Origin of the sequence: Xaviernesmea rhizosphaerae (genome assembly GCF_001938945.1) — a bacterium.
Taxonomy (GTDB): Bacteria; Pseudomonadota; Alphaproteobacteria; order Rhizobiales; family Rhizobiaceae; genus Xaviernesmea; species Xaviernesmea rhizosphaerae.
The window spans coordinates 71,948-88,765 of sequence record NZ_MKIO01000024.1; the positions used below are offsets into that span (position 1 = coordinate 71,948).

Here is a 16,818-nt window from a genome sequence, read left to right on the forward strand (position 1 = left end):
GAGGCGAAGGCCAGGCCCTGTCAGGGCCAGACCGTCCGGTCAGGAGGCGGCCTTGATCGAAAGGCTCTTGAGATAGGCGGAAGGATCGGCCGGATCGAAGGTCTTGCCGTCGAAGAAGGTCTCGACCCCGCGCGAGGTGGAGGCCGGGATGTCGGCGTCTGCGACCGACAGCGCCTTGGCGGCCGAGCGCCAGAGATCCTCGCGGTTCACCGCATCGACCAGCGCCTTGATGTCGGTGTCGGGCGCGAGCTTGCCCCAGCGGATGTTCTCGGCCATGAACCAGGTGTCGTGGCTCTTGAAGGGGTAGGATGCGGCGTTCTGCCAGAACTTCATGTAGAGGTCTGTGCCCTTGGCGACCCGGCCATTGCCGTAATTGATGTCGCCCTTCAGGCGCCCCAGCACGTCCTTCGGCGGCACGTTGAACCATTGCCGCTTGCCGAGAATGGTGGCCATCTCGTCCTTGTTGGCCATGCTGTCGCACCAGATCTGCGCTTCCATCACCGCCATCAGCAGCGCCTGGGTGGCCTTCGGATTCTTCTCGATCCAGTCGGCACGCATACCTAGCGCCTTTTCCGGATGGCCCTTCCACAGCTCGCCCGTCGTACAGGCGGTAAAGCCGATGCCCTGGTTGACCAGCTGCTCGTTCCACGGCTCGCCGACGCAGAAGACGTCCATATTGCCGACCTTCATATTGGCAACCATCTGCGGCGGCGGCACGACGATGGTGGAAACGTCCTTGTCCGGATCGATGCCGCCCGCGGCCAGCCAGTAGCGGATCCACAAGTCATGCGTGCCGCCGGGGAAGGTCATGGCCGCCTTGATCTCGGCGCCCTCCGCCTTCTTCTTCTCGAAGGCGGCCTTGAGCTTGCCGGCATCCAGCGTCACGCCGGTCTCGGCATAGGCCTTGGCGACGGAAATGCCCTGGCTGTCGGTGTTGAGCCGGGCAATGATCGCCATCGGCACTTTCTGATTGTTCTGGGTGACCTTGCCGGTATGCAGGAGATAAGGCAGCGGCGAGAGGATATGGGCGCCGTCAATGCCGCCGGCCGCGCCGCCCAGCACCAGATTGTCGCGCGTGGCGCCCCAGGAGGCCTGCTTGGCCACCTCGACATCGGGCAGGCCGTATTTGTCGAACAGGCCCTTTTCCTTGGCGACGATCAGCGGCGCGGCATCGGTGAGCGCGATATAGCCGAGCTTGACGCCGGTGACCTCGGGGGCGGGTGCGGCGGCGAAAGCGCCGGAGGGGAAGGCGGAGCGCAGCGCGCTGACCAGCGCGGCGCCGGCGGCGACTTTCAGGAGATTGCGGCGGTTCAGGCTGCTGGTGGGGCCTGAGGACAGGGGCGTGCTCGAAAGCTTGGTCATGGGAGGCGCGTTCCTCTTGGGTGGGGCGCGGATGGCCGGTGGCGGAAATTCGGGCAAAAAAAAACGTCGCTCGGATGTGCCTTTCGCGGGGACGAAAGCGTCCCGCATGGCAGATCCTTGCGACGTCGGTGTCGATCGATAGGCCGCCTCGCGCGGCCTCGGTTGCGCCCCGGTCCTCGTTGACAGGCGCGCTTCAAGAGAAGCAAGCGCCGTGCCAGTTTTTCAGAATTTTCCTAAGTCTTTCTGTGAAAAAGAATATTTCCGTAAGGTCAGGCGAGTGCGTTTAATTTTGTCCTGAGTTGCACTGCAAATTTCTTGAGCAGCTGCTCAAACGGCCTGCCTGTTTCCTGCATGTCGGCTGTGCAGCCGGGTCAGGATTCTCTGTCGCGGCCGCGCCGTTTCCATACGGGTTCCGGCTGATCGCTTCGCGAACTGGAACCAAGAACCAACGAAAATCTTTGGCCGGAAGGCCTGATTTTCGATGGACGGAATACGGTTTCCGGTCCGATCAACCGGAAACCCTGTCAGTCATCCTCCAGCACGCTGCCTGTATCGGCGCGCACGGGAAAGCCCGCGACATAGGCGGGAATGCCGACGGGGTCGAACACGTGGCCGTCCATGAAGCGATCCTCGGCTTCTCGTCCCTCGGCCCGCAGGTCGTGCGCGGGATCAGGCGACGCCTCGCCCAGCGCGGCACGGTAGAGATCCGGCCGATAGGCTGACAGTGCGGCCTCAAGGCCGGCGTGGCTGAAGGGTGTCTGACCCCAGCGGATCATCTGGCTATAGATCCACAGGGCCTGGCTGGGGCGGGGATAGCCCGCATGTCGATCATGGAAGACCATGTAGTCGGGAATGGTGCGGCGGCTGCCGCGGTCATCCAGGCTGAATTCGCCCGAGAGCACATGGCGCAATAGCTCGGCCGGCGCGGCGAGATAGCGCGGCTGGGACAGCACCTCGGCAAGGTCGGCATGGTTGGCGCGATCGTCGCACCAGCTTGCCGCCCGGTCGAGCGCGAGGAGCAGGCTCAGCACGCGCTCGCGATGGGCCTCAGCGAAATCCGGCCGCAGCCCGATGACCTTTTCCGGGGCGGAGGGCCAGATATCCTGCTTGGCCGCGACGATGCGGCCGACGCCGCGCTCGCTGGCCACCATGTTCCACGGCGCGCCGACGCAGAAGCCGTCGATGGCGCCGGCGGCGAGCGCGTCCGAGGTGAGCGGCGGCGGCACGACGACCAGTTTCACGTCCCGGTCCGGATTGATGCCGCCGGCCGCCAGCCAATAGCGCATCTCGTAATTGTGCGAGGAGAAGGGATAGGTCACGCCGAAGGTCGGCACAGCCTCGTCACGCGCGCGCATCTCGGCGAGAACGGCGGCCAGCGCCCGGGCATTGGCCAGGGCATCCTCTCCCGGACCGGTCAGGCCCGTCTCCTCCATGCGGGCGAAGAGCCGAACCGACAAGGTGATCGCATTGCCGCCGCGCCCCAGCGAGAAGGGGGCGATGGTGGGCGAGGGATTGGAGCCGAGCCCGAGCATGGAGGCCACCGGCATGGGCGAGAGCATATGGGCGACATCGAACTGGCGGAAGGCCAGCCGGTCGCGGATATTGGCCCAGGAGACATCCTTGACGAGATCGAGCTGCAGCCCCTCGCGCGCGGCGAAGCCGAACTCGGCCGCCGCGATCAGCACGGAGGCATCGACCAGCGGAATGAAGCCGGCGCGCAACGTGCGCGGCCCGGCCTCTCCCGCCAAAGCAGGCGTGGAAAGGGTCGGCGCGGAAAGCGAAAAACCGGTGCCGGAATCGGAAAAGGTCATGGCCGAACTGCCTGCAACAGGAGGGAAGCGTCGAAGCGCGAAGAAAGCGGCGTGATCACATCAGCAACCCCGCCGCCGTCACCACGCTCTGGGCGATCTCCACCATCTTCTTCTTCTCGTTCATGGCCGTCTGGCGCAGAAGCGCAAAGGCTTCCTCCTCTGACAGGCCGCGCATTTTCATCAATATGCCCTTGGCCCGCTCGATCACCTTGCGCGCTTCCAGTGCCGACTTGGCATCGGCCAATTCCCGCTGCAACCGGCTGAAGGCATTGAAGCGGCTGACCGCCATGTCGAGGATCGGCTTGACCCGCTCCTTCTTCAGCCCGTCCACCACATAGGCCGAGACGCCGGCCTCCACCGCCTGCTCGATGGCCGCCGTGTCGGAGCGGTCGACGAACATGGCGATCGGGCGCGAGACCATGCGGGTCAGCTGGAACAGATGCTCCATCATGTCCCGGTTCGGGTTTTCGATGTCGATGATGATCACATCGGGCTGCAGCGTCTCGATTACCCTTGCGACACCGCTGACCTCGTGGATCACGGTGACGCGCAGGTGCCCCGCCTCGCGCAGGCCCTCCTCGATGATGGAGGAGCGGATCGCGTTCTCGTCAATGACCAGGATCGTCAGGTCTGGCTGCGTCATGAGGCTTTCGATCGGTTTTGCCTGTGGAAAAGGGGCGGCTGGCGCCCGTTTCCCGCTTCTGAAGCATCGGAGTGACATCCCACCCGGTCCGATGCGCAAGGCTCTTGTTTTCGCATCATAATCTTCCGAAAGCCGCTTCCCGCCCTTTGGGCCGGCGCGCTCATCGGCATGGGCAAGGCGCCGAGGCCGCGCAAGCCGCCGCGCGCGTCACCAGGCGGCCCGCAGCCTGCGGGCCGGGGAGACGCTCATGCATCGGCCTTCCCGGCGGGATCGCCCTGCCGCTCGACCCCTGTCACCAGGCAGTCATGCGGCCCGAGGCTCAAGGCCATTTCAAAGGCGTCGACGAGATCCGGCTGGCCGGCAACGGCCATCGTCGCCGCTTCGGCCGTGCAGCTGCCAAGCGACAGAGCGAGATCCAGCCGGCCGGCGCGGTGGCGGGCGAAGGCCGCGAAACTGTCGCAGTCCAGCCGGCCGCGAAAGGTGAAGCAGGCCTGCGCCCGCCCGGCCTTCTCCTGTCCGGCCTCCCCTTGCGCGGGTGCTCGTCGCATGGTCATTCCTTCGGTGTGAGTGCAGCATAAAATTTATGCGTGCGCGTGTTTTGGGCATTTTAAGCGCGCGGCCCTGCCGAGTTCAAGGGCATTGGCGAAAGGCGCGTGCATTTCGCCAGAGGAATTTGCCGGCATAGCCTGTCCGATCGCCCTGCGCATCCCACTTCAAATGCTGGCGCGGCGCCGACCGCTCTACATGCCAAAAGAGGCTTTACGCCCCGTTTCCGGGCGGGCAAGCTTCGGACGGAACCGATCCGGCCTTTCCGCCTGCGCAGCGTTACGCACGGCGCGTGGTCGAGGCACGATCGACAAGGGGAGAGAGACGATGGCTGAGGATTTTCCCGCGCTGGTGTTGGAGGAAAAGGACGGGCGCAGCGCCGGCCGGCTGGCGCGGCTGACCATGGGCGACCTGCCCGATCTCGATGTCACGGTCGAGATCGCCTTCTCCACGCTGAATTACAAGGATGGGCTGGCGATCACGGGACGCGGCAAGATCGCCCGGCGCATGCCGCTGATCGGCGGCGTCGATCTCGCCGGCACCGTGGTGGCCTCGCGCAGCCCCGCCTTCACGCCGGGAGACAGGGTGGTGGTCAATGGCTTCGGCCTGTCGGAAACCGAGCATGGCGGCTATGCCCGCTTTCAGCGGCTGAAGCCGGAATGGCTGATGCGCCTGCCGGATGTCTTCAGCTTCGAGCAGGCCATGGGCATCGGCACGGCCGGCTATACCGCCGCGCTCGCGGTGGATGCGCTGGAGGCCTGGGGCGCCGGCTGGGGACGCTTTGTGCCCGGCGAGCGCGAGGTGCTGGTCACCGGGGCGGCCGGCGGCGTCGGCTCGATGGCGGTGGCGCTCCTGGCGCGCGCTGGCCATCGGGTGACGGCGGCGACCGGCCGGCCGCAGACCCATGATTATCTCCAAAGCCTCGGCGCCACCGGCTTTATCGATCGTGCCGCGCTCGCGGAAAAAGGGCCGCCTTTGCAGAAGGAGCGCTGGGCGGGCGGCATCGATTCCGTCGGCTCAACCACGCTCGCCACCGCACTGGCGCAGACCGCGCGCGGCGGCGCCATCGCCGCCTGTGGTCTTGCGGGCGGCGCCGACCTGCCGGCGACCGTGATGCCGCATATCCTGCGGGGCGTCGGCCTGATCGGCATCGATTCGGTGATGGCGGAAATGCCCCGGCGCGAGGCGGCCTGGGCGCGGCTGGCGCGCGACCTGCCGGCCGATCTCCTCTCCCGCGCGATCCGGGTGGAGCCGATGTCGGCGCTGCCGCGTCTGGCCGAGGAGATCCTGGCCGGGCACATCCGCGGCCGCGTCGTCATTGACGTCAGCCGCTAAAAGGGCCCGGGACGTGAGCCGCTGACAGGGCCCGGGCAGCGCCGGATCGATGCCCTCAACCGAGCTTGTCGAGCTTGGTCTGCAGCGCGCGCAGCTGTTCCTTCAGTTCGTCGATGTCCTTGGCCTCGGCCTTGCGCGTTTCCTTCGCCACCGGCGGCGTCATGAAGGGGGAGAACATCTGCATGGCCTGCTGGAAGATTTCGGTGTTGCGGCGCACCTGTTCCTCGACCAGCTGCAGCGGCACCTGCAGGTTCTTGCCGAGCGGGGTGTCGCCGAAGGCCTTGTTGATCTGCTCGCGCATCTGCGACTGCTGCTCGACGAAAGCCTGCATGGAGTGCTCGAGATAGCTCGGCACGACCATCTGCATCTGATCGCCATAGAAGGAGATCAGCTTGCGCAGGAAAGAGATCGGCAGGAGCGTGTTCCCGGTCTTGGATTCCTGCTCGAAGATGATCTGCGTCAGCACGGAGTGAGTGATGTCATCGCCCGATTTCGCGTCCTGGACGGTGAATTCCTCACCCTTTTTCACCATCACCGCCAGATCGTCGAGCGTCACATAGGTGCTCGTCCCGGTGTTGTAGAGCCGACGATTGGCGTATTTCTTGATCGTGATCGGCCCCTCTTGTTTGGGCATCGAGCGTCCTCCTCCAAAACACACCGCGGTCCGGCAGCAGACTAGCCGGAAAAACGCAAGGCTGACAATGGCCTTCTCTGCCTTGTGCAATGCAAGTACCGCATATGCGAAGCTTAAGGATATCGCGATGGATGGCGTTTGACTTCACCTGCGAGCTTTGCCAGTGTCCCGGCACACGTGAAGTGGGAAGAGGAAACACCACCATGAGCAGCTCCTCCATCGTCATCGCCAGCGCCGGTCGCACGGCGGTCGGTTCCTTCAACGGCGCCTTTGCCACCATCCCCGCCCATGAGCTGGGCGCTGCCGCCATCAAGGGCGTGCTGGAGCGTGCGGGTGTCGACGCCGCCGAGGTGGACGAGGTCATCCTCGGCCAGGTCCTGCAGGCCGGCGAAGGGCAGAACCCCGCACGCCAGGCCGCAATGAAGGCTGGCTTGCCCAAGGAAAAGACCGCCTGGGGCATGAACCAGCTCTGCGGCTCCGGCCTGCGCGCCGTGGCGCTCGGCATGCAGCAGATCGCAACCGGCGATGCCGAGCTGATCGTTGCCGGCGGCATGGAGTCCATGTCCATGGCGCCGCATTGCGCGCATTTGCGCGGCGGCGTGAAGATGGGCGACTTCAAGATGGTCGATACCATGATCAAGGACGGCCTGACGGACGCCTTCTACGGCTACCACATGGGCATCACCGCCGAGAACATCGCCCGGCAGTGGCAGCTCTCGCGCGATGAGCAGGACCAGTTCGCGCTCGCCTCGCAGAACAAGGCCGAGGCCGCGCAGAAGGCCGGCCGCTTCGCAGACGAGATCATTCCCTTCGTCGTCAAGAGCCGCAAGGGCGACGTCACCGTCGATCAGGACGAATATATCCGCCATGGCGCCACCCTCGACAGCATGGCCAAGCTGCGCCCGGCCTTCGACAAGGACGGCACGGTCACGGCCGGCAATGCCTCGGGCCTGAACGATGGCGCCGCCGCCGTGCTGCTGATGCGCGAGGAAGAGGCCGCGCGCCGCGGCCTGACCCCGCTCGTGCGCATCGCCTCCTGGGCGACGGCCGGCGTCGATCCGCAGATCATGGGCTCCGGCCCGATTCCCGCCTCGCGCAAGGCGCTTGAGAAGGCCGGCTGGTCGGTCAACGATCTCGACCTCGTCGAAGCCAATGAAGCCTTCGCCGCCCAGGCCTGCGCTGTCAACAAGGACCTCGGCTGGAACCCCGAGATCGTCAACGTCAATGGCGGCGCGATTGCCATCGGCCATCCAATCGGCGCCTCCGGCGCCCGCGTTCTCAACACGCTGGTGTTCGAGATGAAGCGCCGCAATGCCGCCAAGGGCCTCGTCACGCTCTGCATCGGCGGCGGCATGGGCATCGCTATGTGCGTGGAAGCGCTCTGAGCTCTTGAGCATCGGACCGAAGGCCGCACCCCGGTTTTCGGTCCGTTGCAGAAGACGAAAAAGCAAGAGCGACGGGCTGTATCCGATGCCAGATGAGGCGCGCTGATCGGCGTTTTCGAGGGTGTCATCCTGCCTGCGCGGACGACCTGCACCTCTTTCAGGGCGGCGGCGCTCCCGCCCGGATGGCAGCCGGTGCATCACTGCCCGTCCTGCAAGAGGTACAGACAAAGCTGAAAATCACAGCCGGCTGTGGAGATGGCCTTCCCGGATTTGCAATCTCACACCAATGCGCGCATGAAGTGTGCAGAGCGCAGCCTGCCGGCGATGGCAGGGCGCAAGCGGATCGTGCGGCGCAGTCCGGCTTCCGCCGTGACTTAGGGCATCGGACCGAAAAGTGGGAACCGGTTTTCGGAAAAATCCGATGCCAAAAACAAAAATCTAGAGCATCGCACTGAGGACTGTTTTCAGTCCGATGCTCTAGGCTGGGGTCGTGCACCCCAGGGCATTGATATCGCCCCGGTTCCGCCTGCGCGGCGCCAGAGGATGCCGGCCGCTGCCGGCTGAAAGGCAGGCTCCCGCAGGGGAGGCTGCGACAGAGTGACAAGATCGAGCATCAACCCAGGCATGAAGCCGGACAAGCGGAGGATAGACAGATGAGCAGGGTCGCACTGGTCACCGGGGGAACGCGCGGCATTGGCGCGGCCGTATCGATGGCGCTGAAGAACGCCGGCTACAAGGTTGCCGCCAACTATGCCGGCAATGCCGAAAAGGCCAAGGCCTTCAGCGAGGTCACGGGCATTCAGACCTTCCAGTGGGACGTGTCGGATTATGACGCCTGCGTCGCCGGCATTGCCGAGGTCGAGGCCGCGCTGGGCCCGGTCGAGGTGCTGGTCAACAATGCCGGCGTGACGCGCGACGCCATGTTCCACAAGATGACGGCGCAGCAGTGGAACGAGGTCATCAACATCAACCTGACCGGCCTGTTCAACATGACGCATCCGGTTTGGTCGGGCATGCGCGATCGCGGCTTCGGCCGGGTGATCAACATTTCCTCCATCAACGGCCAGAAAGGCCAGATGGGCCAAGCGAATTACTCTGCCGCCAAGGCCGGCGATCTGGGCTTCACCAAGGCGCTGGCCCAGGAAGGCGCCGCCAAGGGCATCACCGTCAATGCCATCTGCCCCGGCTATATCGGCACGGAAATGGTGCGCGCCATCCCCGAGAAGGTGCTGAACGAGCGCATCATCCCGCAGATCCCGGTGGGCCGCCTCGGCGAGCCCGAGGAAGTTGCGCGCTGCGTCCTGTTCCTCGCCTCCGACGATGCGGGCTTCATCACCGGCTCGACGATCTCGGCCAATGGCGGCCAGTTCTTCGTCTGATTATTGGATCGGGCAGAACCGCGAAACGGATTTCCGTGCGCGGTTCTGCCCCTGTCTGGTTTTTTAAGCCAGCGTCGTCCTCAGCCTGCCTTGTCCAGCCGCAGGATCGAGGAGGTGCCGGCATCGGGGTCCTCGGTGACGGCATAGACCGCGCCGTCCGGCCCCACCTGCACATCGCGGATGCGGGCCTCAAGCGGCACGCGCTCCTCGTGGGAGACCTTGTCGGCGTCTATGTGCAAAACGACGAGGCCGGTCGAGACCAAGCCGCCGATCAGGAAGGCGCCCTTCCATTCGGGAATGCGGTCGCCATCGTAAAATACCATGCCCGAGGGGCCGACCACGGGATCCCAGTAATAGACCGGCTGCTCGAGGCCTTCCTTTGCGGTGATGCCTTCGCCGATCGGCTTGCCGCTGTAATCCAGGCCATAGGTGATGACGGGCCAGCCGTAATTTTTGCCTGCCTCCGGCCGGTTCAGCTCGTCGCCGCCGCGCGGCCCGTGTTCCACGGTCCAGAGCCTGCCCTGGCCGTCGAGCGCCGCCGATTGCAGGTTGCGATGGCCGTAGCTCCAGATTTCCGCCTGAGCCTTGTCTCGCCCGGCAAAGGGGTTGCCCTCGGCTGCCTTGCCCTCCGGCGTGATGCGGAAGACCTTGCCGAAACCGCTGTCGACATCCTGGGCGAAGACGCGGGTCTCGGCATCCGAGCGCTCGCCCACCGTGACATAGAGCGCGCCGTCGCGGTCGAAGACGAGGCGCGAGCCGTAATGCTTGGTATTGTCATAGCCCGGCATCTGCCGGAAAATCACCTTGAGATCCTCCAGCCGCGCGCCCTGCTTGTCTTCCGTAAGCACGGCCGTGGCCACAGAGGTGCCGTTGCCCTTCTCGCGCGGCTCCGAATAGGAGAGATAGATCCGCTTGGACTGGGCGAAATCTGGCGCCAGCGCCACATCGAGAAGCCCGGCCTGGCCGCTGGAAACCACCTTTGGCGGGCCTGCCACCGCCATGACCGAGGCGCCGTCCTTGGCGACGAGATGCAGCGTGCCCTTCTTCGCCGTCACCAGCATGCGACCGTCAGGCAGGAATTCCATGGCCCAGAGCTGCGGCAGACCGACGGCTACGGCCTTGTGGGCGATATCGGGCATCTTTGCCGGCTGCGGCGCCCGGGTCTGGCCGGCGAAAGCCGGCTTCTGGTCCGGGGCATTGGCGGCCCGGGTCTCGACCGGCCGGCCTGCCGGGGTCGCCTCCGCGCCCGTTGCCGGGGGCTGTCCCTCCACATGGTCGATCGGCGAGGTGTCGCCTGTCGATTGCTGGGCCAGCGCCGGCGGCGCGACGGAGGCCGCCAGAAGCGCCACGAGCGCGGCGGTGCAGGTGATGGCACGCATTTTGTGGGCAGGAAGGCTAGGGGGAAGCAGGCGGGGCATGCGTTGTCCTCGTCGATCTCCCGGAGCACGGCCAGGGGGCGGCGCGCGGGTCATGATGCCCATGGCGCTGGCCATGGGACGGCGGGTGGTGGGTTCAGTCTTGCGAGGTAGCGCGCGCGGCCCCGCCGTCTCCTCACGGCCGGGTCAACTCTCGGTTATTGCCGGCCTTGCCGCCAATCCGCGCAGCGGCCAGGGCGTGGCTCTTGTCATCGGGCGCTGGCGGCGTCATCTGTAGGGGATGATCCATCATGGCGGCCCCGTGTTCGAGCGCGGGGCCGCGGATCCCTGGCGGCGCGCGAATCGGCAGGGTCAGCAAGCAGACGGCGCATGCCGGGAATGAAGACGTGTCGATCCAACCCATGATCTTAAGCGGGCGCGGCGTGACCGCCGTGCTCGGCCCCACCAATACCGGCAAGACCCATTATGCCATCGAGCGCATGGTGGCCCATGAATCCGGGGTCATCGGCCTGCCGCTCCGGCTTCTGGCGCGCGAGGTCTATGGCCGGCTGGTCGACCGCGTTGGCGAGCACAATGTCGCGCTGGTGACCGGCGAGGAAAAGATCACGCCGCACATGGCGCGCTATTCCGTCTGCACGGTCGAGGCCATGCCGCGCGAGACCCGCGCCGCCTTCGTGGCGATCGACGAGGTGCAGCTGGCCGGGGATCTCGAGCGCGGCCATATTTTCACCGACCGCATCCTGCATCTGCGCGGCCGGGCCGAAACCCTGCTGCTCGGCGCGGGCACCATGCGGCCGATCCTCGAACAGCTGCTGCCCGGCATCACCGTGGTGGAGCGGCCGCGCCTGTCGCAGCTGCTCTATGCCGGTTCGAAGAAGATCACCCGCCTGCCGCAGCGCTCGGCCATCGTCGCCTTCTCGGCCGAGGAGGTCTATGCCATTGCCGAGCTGATCCGCCGCCAGCGCGGCGGCGCGGCCGTGGTGCTGGGCGCGCTGAGCCCGCGCACGCGCAATGCGCAGGTCGCGCTCTATCAGGAAGGCGATGTCGAATATCTGGTTGCCACCGACGCGATCGGCATGGGCCTGAACCTCGATGTCGACCATGTCGCCTTCGCCCAGGACCGCAAATATGACGGCTACCAGTTCCGCAATCTCAATCCGGGCGAGCTGGCCCAAATCGCCGGCCGCGCCGGCCGTCACCTGCGCGACGGCACCTTCGGCGTCACGGGCCGGGTGGAGCCCTTCGACAAGGAACTGGTCCACCGCATCGAATCCCACGAGTTCGATCCCGTGCGCGTGCTTCAATGGCGCTCCAAGGCGCTGGACTTCGCCTCCGTCGCCGCGCTGAAGAAGAGCCTGGAGCGGCCGCCGGGCGTGCAGGGGCTGACGCGGGCGCTGCCGGCCGTCGATGTCCAGGCGCTCGATTTCCTCAGCCGCGACGGCAGCGTCGCCGCGCTGGCAAACCGGGCCGATCGGGTGGAGACGCTCTGGGATGTCTGCGCCCTGCCGGATTACCGCCGCATCACCCCGGCCCAGCATGCCGATCTCATTGCCACGCTCTATACCGATCTCGTGCGCCATGGCCGCGTCAACGAGGATTTCATGGCCGAGCAGGTGCGTCGCGCCGATCATACGGACGGCGAAATCGACACGCTCTCGGCGCGAATCGCTCAGATCCGGACCTGGACTTATGTTTCCAATCGGCCCGGTTGGCTGGCCGATCCGACACACTGGCAGCAAAAGACGCGAGAAATCGAGGACCGATTGTCCGATGCGCTACATGAAAGGTTGACGAAACGCTTCGTTGACCGCAGGACATCCGTGCTCATGAAGCGGCTGAGAGAGAATGCAATGCTGGAAGCGGAAATCAGTGTGAATGGCGATGTCTTCGTCGAGGGGCATCATGTGGGACAGTTGGCCGGGTTCCGGTTCTCCCTTGCCCAGACGACCGACGGGCTGGACGCACGCGCCGTACAGGGCGCCGCGCAGAAGGCGCTGGCGCTGGAGTTCGAGGCGCGCGCAGCGCGGCTGCATGCCGCCGGCAATGCCGATCTCGCGCTGAGCTCCGACGGCACGGTGCGCTGGCTGGGCGATCCCGTCGCCCGCCTTTCGGCGAGCGATCATATCATGCGCCCGCGCGTGATTCTGCTCGCCGACGAGGGTCTGCAGGGCGTGGCCCGCGATCACGTCGCCGCCCGCATCGAGCGCTTCGTCAATCATCACATCTCCACGGTGCTCAAGCCGCTCGACGATCTCTCGCGCGCGGAAGACCTGCAGGGCATGGCCAAGGGCCTCGCCTTCCAGCTGGTGGAAAATCTGGGCGTTCTCTTCCGTCGCGATGTCGCCGAGGAAGTGAAGTCGCTGGATCAGGAGGCCCGCGCCTCCATCCGTCGCCATGGCATTCGCTTCGGCGCCTATCACATCTTCATGCCCGCGCTCCTGAAGCCGGCCCCGGCCGAGCTCATCACGCTGCTCTGGGCGCTGAAGAATGACGGGCTGGACAAGCCGGGCTATGGCGACCTGATCCCGGTGCTCGCCGCCGGCCGCACCTCCGTCGTCACCGATCCCTCCTATGAGCGGATGTTCTACAAGCTCGCCGGCTTCCGCTTCCTCGGCAAGCGCGCCGTGCGCATCGATATTCTCGAGCGGCTGGCCGATCTCATCCGCCCGCTTCTGCAGTGGAAGCCGGGCACGACGCCGCGTCCGGAAGGCGCCTATGACGGCCGCCGCTTCACGACCACCACGGCCATGCTGTCGATCCTCGGCGCCACGCCGGACGATATGGAAGAAATCCTCAAGGGCCTCGGCTACCGCGCCGACGCGCTGAAGGCGGAAGAGGTGCAGGCGCATCTGGCCGCGCAGGACGTTGCCGCCAAGCCTGCCGCAGAGGCACCTGCCGCCGATGCCCCCGCTGCTGATCCGGCCGTGGCCGAAGAGAGCGCCACGGCTGCGGATGAGGCGGGCGAAGCGCCGGTCGAGACGGCTCATGCCGAAACCTCTGAAGAACCCGCAGCGTCCGAGGCGCCGGCCGAAGAGGCAGTTTCTGCTGAAGAAGCAGCGCCGGCCGAGGTTGTCCCCTCCGCCGAAGAGGCCCCGTCTCAGGACGGCGAGGCCGCTGTTGTGGCCGAGCCTGTCGAAGCCAAGCCGGTTCTGCTCTGGCGTCCGGGCGGACGCAGCGACAATCAGCGCCCCGCGCGCAACAATGCCCGTGGCGGCGAGCGCCGTGGCGGCAATCGCGGCGAAGGCCGCGGCCAGGAAGGCCGCGCTCAGGATGGGCGTCCTCAAGACGGCCGCAACCAGCAGCCGCGCGGCGAGCGCCGCGATGGCCAGGGCGGCGAGCGCCCGGCCGGGCAGTCCTTCGGCGGCGGCCGCCGGGATGAGCGCGATGGCGGCGGGCGTGATGCTGGCCGGCAGGATGGCGGGCGTGGCGAGCAGCGCGGCCGCGACGGGCAAAAGCACGAGGGTCGCGAAAATCGCGGCGGGCCGCGCAACGAAAATCGCGGTGAAGGCCGGGGTGAGGATCGGCGCGAGCAGCGCCATCGCGATCGTCCCGAGCGCGACAACCGCGACCGCGGCGGCAAGGGCGCACCGATGACCTTCGAGGCCCGTCCGCCGCGCAAGGAGAAGGCGATCGATCCGGATTCGCCCTTTGCCAAGCTGGCCGCGCTCAAGGAACAGATGAAGAAGTAGCAGGCCATGGCGGAGGAACAGCGGCTGACGGGAATGGCTGGCGAGCGCCAGCGGCTCGACAAATGGCTGTTCTTCACGCGGCTGCAGAAATCGCGCTCGATCGCCCAGAAGGCGATCGAGCAGGGTCTGGTGCGCGTCAATGCGGTGCGCGTCAGCCAGTCTTCCGCCCAGGTCAAGCCGGGCGATGTCGTCACCCTCTCGCTCGACCGGCAGGACCGCATCGTCAAGGTGCTGGCATCAGGCACGCGGCGCGGGCCTTATGAGGAGGCGCGGCTCCTCTATGAGGATCTGACGCCGCCGCAGGATCCCGAGAACCGGCCGACACTTTACGAGATCGCCACCCGCGAGCGCGGAGCCGGCCGGCCGACGAAGAAGGAGCGGCGCGAGATCGACGCGCTGACGCCCTATCCCGACGAGGATTGACCGGGCAGCTCCTGCCGCCCATCAGCGGCCCTGCCGCGCACCGGCTGCGGTGCATCTCGACCTTGCCCTGTCATATCCCCCTGTCGGCTGCTTCCCCCTCACAGTGGGGCGCTGTGGCGATCCTTGCCCGGCGTGGCCGAGCGCATCCGCCTTCCTCATGGAACTTCGTTCTCCAGATGCGGTTTTCCTTGAAAGGAAATGGCCTTGCAATGGCTCCGCAAAGCCTTTACCTCGTTGCTCGATCACCGGTCGGCCCCTGCTTTGCGGGTCGCCTCGACCGGTTGCCTGTCGACCCCTGCTTGAGCGGAAAGGCTGGCGGCTCCTGCCCGCCGGACATCGTTCAGGACGCGCTGCCGACGCTTGAGACCCTGTCATCGCTTGCGTGGTTCGCAAGCCCGGATGGCCGGAGACCCTGCGGCCCGGCTGCCGAACCGAAGCCTCTTGGAGACCCTCATGACGTATGTCGTGACCGACAATTGCATCCGCTGCAAATATACCGATTGCGTGGAGGTCTGTCCGGTGGACTGCTTCTATGAGGGCGAGAACTTCCTCGTCATCCATCCGGACGAATGCATCGACTGCGGCGTCTGCGAACCGGAATGCCCTGCGGGCGCCATCAAGCCGGACACCGAGAAGGGTCTGGACATGTGGCTGAAGCTCAACGCCGAATTCGCGCCGCAATGGCCGAACATTACGGTGAAGCGCGATCCGCTGCCGGAAGCCAAGGAGATGGACGGCGTGGACGGCAAGTACGAGAAGTTCTTCTCGCCCAATCCCGGCACCGGCGACGCCTGAGCGCTCGGGATGACGGCATCGGAGCGAAAGCCGTTCACCGGCTTTTGCAAACATCCGGTGCAAACGAAAAAAGGGGACATCGGATTGCCTGGGATTTCCAGCCCGGTGGTCCGGCTGCCGGCGCCGCATTGCGTGCGATCCGCGGCAGCACAAGCCCCGCGCAAGCCTGTGCGGGATAGGAACGGGAAGACGGCCGCCGGCCCTGATCGGCAGCCTGTCGATGGCGGCGCATTCGCCGCCCTGTTCCGCTGACATCATGCGGCCATCGCGGCCGCTGCCGACCGGCATCCTGCCTGCCAGCCCGCCCGTTAAGAAACGGTTTGCGGGTCGAATCGGCTGCGCAACCAAATTATTGATTTCCGCCATTATTTGTGTTAGCTTTGCCACACTGTTCCATATTGCGGACCTTTTGTGTCCCGAAGCCTCACGAAAGCACGAGATTCCCTGACGCGGCTCACTCCCAGAACGCAACGCCCGTTGCCGATTTGTGCCGCATCGAGGAACCTTTGTCTTTCGCTGGCGCGTGGCTCAGTACGGAGACACCCGTGGGTGCCCCTTTCCATCCGGGCCGCCTTGCCCGGCCCCGGCCTTGAACAGGCCGGGTGCGTAACAGGGAGTTTTTGATTCGTATGACGACCCAGCAGAAAAAGTCTTCTACCCGCCATGGCTTCAAGACGGGCGAGTCCATCGTCTATCCCGCTCATGGCGTGGGTCAAATCGTCGCCATTGAAGAACAGGTCGTAGCGGGCATGACGCTCGAACTGTTCGTGATTGATTTCGAGAAGGATAAGATGCGTCTGAAGGTGCCGGTGGCCAAGGCCGTCAGCATTGGCATGCGCAAGCTGTCGGAAACCGACTTCGTCGAGCGCGCCTTGAAGGTCGTCCAGGGTAAGGCTCGCGTGAAGCGCACCATGTGGTCTCGTCGCGCCCAGGAATATGATGCCAAGATCAATTCCGGCGATCTGATCTCGATCGCGGAGGTCGTTCGCGACCTGTATCGCGCCGAGAACCAGCCGGAGCAGTCCTATTCCGAGCGCCAGCTCTATGAAGCTGCCCTGGATCGCATGGCCCGTGAAATCGCGGCCGTCAACAAAATGTCCAGCACCGAAGCCATCCGTCTGGTGGAAACCAACCTGAGCAAGGGTCCGAAGCGCGGCAAGACCGTGGAAGAAGACGAAGCCCAGGAGGAAGAGGCCGCGTAAGCGCCTTCTTCAATCTGCCAGCACAGACCAAAAGCCCTGCCGGAAACGGCGGGGCTTTTTTGTTGGCGCATCGGGGCGAAAAGGGGAGGCGGTTTTGCGATGACGAAAAGCGATGAAAAGACATAGACAAAGGTCTGAGCATCACGTGCGAATTTTGAGATTTTTGGCAAAGATGACCATCACGCGGGACGTCATCCTCGGGCTCGTCCCGAGGATCTGCCATGGTCAGTGAGTCATC

Annotated in this window: 13 protein-coding genes; 7 read left to right on the plus strand and 6 right to left on the minus strand. The window is 65.5% G+C overall.

Translation table 11 applies throughout. The features are described from left to right. Positions 1-39: 39 nt before the first annotated feature. The 4 genes from BJF92_RS07525 to BJF92_RS07540 form a co-directional block, all read right to left on the minus strand. Positions 40-1,362, minus strand: coding sequence for a CmpA/NrtA family ABC transporter substrate-binding protein (locus BJF92_RS07525; RefSeq protein WP_075634142.1), 1,323 nt, complete (start codon positions 1,360-1,362; stop codon positions 40-42). Between the two features lie 524 nt (positions 1,363-1,886). Next, on the minus strand, positions 1,887-3,173 hold the full coding sequence (locus tag BJF92_RS07530; protein ID WP_078057910.1) for a CmpA/NrtA family ABC transporter substrate-binding protein: 1,287 nt from the start codon (positions 3,171-3,173) through the stop codon (positions 1,887-1,889). A gap of 55 nt (positions 3,174-3,228) precedes the next feature. Continuing rightward, positions 3,229-3,816: an ANTAR domain-containing response regulator gene (locus BJF92_RS07535; RefSeq protein ID WP_075634143.1), complete on the minus strand. Its 588-nt coding sequence runs from the start codon at positions 3,814-3,816 to the stop codon at positions 3,229-3,231. 245 nt (positions 3,817-4,061) lie between these two features. After that, a complete protein-coding gene (locus BJF92_RS07540) occupies positions 4,062-4,364 on the minus strand; it encodes a hypothetical protein (protein ID WP_245294691.1) in 303 nt (100 codons plus the stop codon). Positions 4,365-4,689: 325 nt separating this feature from the next. Between BJF92_RS07540 and BJF92_RS07545 the strand changes: the two genes are divergently transcribed. After that, the gene (locus BJF92_RS07545) at positions 4,690-5,697 is read left to right on the plus strand and encodes an MDR family oxidoreductase (protein ID WP_075634144.1); all 1,008 of its coding nucleotides are present in this window, start codon (positions 4,690-4,692) and stop codon (positions 5,695-5,697) included. 55 nt (positions 5,698-5,752) lie between these two features. Here BJF92_RS07545 and phaR read toward each other — a convergent pair whose 3' ends face one another. Beyond that, complete coding sequence (phaR, locus tag BJF92_RS07550; protein WP_075634145.1) at positions 5,753-6,331, minus strand: polyhydroxyalkanoate synthesis repressor PhaR; 579 nt, start codon at positions 6,329-6,331, stop codon at positions 5,753-5,755. A 203-nt stretch (positions 6,332-6,534) separates the two neighbouring features. Between phaR and BJF92_RS07555 the strand changes: the two genes are divergently transcribed. Together BJF92_RS07555 and phbB are read left to right on the plus strand one after the other, a co-directional pair. Further along, positions 6,535-7,716 (plus strand): acetyl-CoA C-acetyltransferase, encoded by a 1,182-nt coding sequence (locus tag BJF92_RS07555; RefSeq protein ID WP_075634146.1) that lies wholly within the window; start codon positions 6,535-6,537, stop codon positions 7,714-7,716. A gap of 653 nt (positions 7,717-8,369) precedes the next feature. Further along, a complete protein-coding gene (gene phbB / locus BJF92_RS07560) occupies positions 8,370-9,095 on the plus strand; it encodes a beta-ketoacyl-ACP reductase (protein WP_075634147.1) in 726 nt (241 codons plus the stop codon). Between the two features lie 80 nt (positions 9,096-9,175). Here the strand turns inward: phbB and BJF92_RS07565 are convergent, their stop codons facing one another. Beyond that, complete coding sequence (locus BJF92_RS07565; RefSeq protein ID WP_075634148.1) at positions 9,176-10,474, minus strand: PQQ-dependent sugar dehydrogenase; 1,299 nt, start codon at positions 10,472-10,474, stop codon at positions 9,176-9,178. A gap of 398 nt (positions 10,475-10,872) precedes the next feature. On the opposite strand from BJF92_RS07565, the gene BJF92_RS07570 reads away from it, so the two are divergent. The 4 genes from BJF92_RS07570 to BJF92_RS07585 all read left to right on the plus strand — a co-directional run bounded on the left by BJF92_RS07570 (position 10,873) and on the right by BJF92_RS07585 (position 16,580). Then, entirely contained in the window at positions 10,873-14,160 is a 3,288-nt protein-coding gene (locus BJF92_RS07570) for a helicase-related protein (protein WP_078057911.1), read from the plus strand. A 6-nt stretch (positions 14,161-14,166) separates the two neighbouring features. Next, positions 14,167-14,583 (plus strand): RNA-binding S4 domain-containing protein, encoded by a 417-nt coding sequence (locus BJF92_RS07575; RefSeq protein WP_078057912.1) that lies wholly within the window; start codon positions 14,167-14,169, stop codon positions 14,581-14,583. 453 nt (positions 14,584-15,036) lie between these two features. Then, on the plus strand, positions 15,037-15,378 hold the full coding sequence (gene fdxA, locus BJF92_RS07580; protein WP_075634302.1) for a ferredoxin FdxA: 342 nt from the start codon (positions 15,037-15,039) through the stop codon (positions 15,376-15,378). Between the two features lie 629 nt (positions 15,379-16,007). Beyond that, positions 16,008-16,580, plus strand: coding sequence for a CarD family transcriptional regulator (locus BJF92_RS07585; RefSeq protein WP_075627262.1), 573 nt, complete (start codon positions 16,008-16,010; stop codon positions 16,578-16,580). The last annotated feature ends 238 nt before the right edge of the window (positions 16,581-16,818 follow it).

What these genes read in the sequence shown, in the direction of transcription:
- BJF92_RS07525 (WP_075634142.1), bottom strand. Translation starts at nt 1,362, where the DNA reads ATGACCAAGCTTTCGAGCACGCCCCTGTCCTCAGGCCCCACCAGCAGC.
- BJF92_RS07530 (WP_078057910.1), bottom strand. Translation starts at nt 3,173, where the DNA reads ATGACCTTTTCCGATTCCGGCACCGGTTTTTCGCTTTCCGCGCCGACC.
- BJF92_RS07535 (WP_075634143.1), bottom strand. Translation starts at nt 3,816, where the DNA reads ATGACGCAGCCAGACCTGACGATCCTGGTCATTGACGAGAACGCGATC.
- BJF92_RS07540 (WP_245294691.1), bottom strand. Translation starts at nt 4,364, where the DNA reads ATGCGACGAGCACCCGCGCAAGGGGAGGCCGGACAGGAGAAGGCCGGG.
- BJF92_RS07545 (WP_075634144.1), top strand. Translation starts at nt 4,690, where the DNA reads ATGGCTGAGGATTTTCCCGCGCTGGTGTTGGAGGAAAAGGACGGGCGC.
- phaR (WP_075634145.1), bottom strand. Translation starts at nt 6,331, where the DNA reads ATGCCCAAACAAGAGGGGCCGATCACGATCAAGAAATACGCCAATCGT.
- BJF92_RS07555 (WP_075634146.1), top strand. Translation starts at nt 6,535, where the DNA reads ATGAGCAGCTCCTCCATCGTCATCGCCAGCGCCGGTCGCACGGCGGTC.
- phbB (WP_075634147.1), top strand. Translation starts at nt 8,370, where the DNA reads ATGAGCAGGGTCGCACTGGTCACCGGGGGAACGCGCGGCATTGGCGCG.
- BJF92_RS07565 (WP_075634148.1), bottom strand. Translation starts at nt 10,474, where the DNA reads ATGCGTGCCATCACCTGCACCGCCGCGCTCGTGGCGCTTCTGGCGGCC.
- BJF92_RS07570 (WP_078057911.1), top strand. Translation starts at nt 10,873, where the DNA reads ATGATCTTAAGCGGGCGCGGCGTGACCGCCGTGCTCGGCCCCACCAAT.
- BJF92_RS07575 (WP_078057912.1), top strand. Translation starts at nt 14,167, where the DNA reads ATGGCGGAGGAACAGCGGCTGACGGGAATGGCTGGCGAGCGCCAGCGG.
- fdxA (WP_075634302.1), top strand. Translation starts at nt 15,037, where the DNA reads ATGACGTATGTCGTGACCGACAATTGCATCCGCTGCAAATATACCGAT.
- BJF92_RS07585 (WP_075627262.1), top strand. Translation starts at nt 16,008, where the DNA reads ATGACGACCCAGCAGAAAAAGTCTTCTACCCGCCATGGCTTCAAGACG.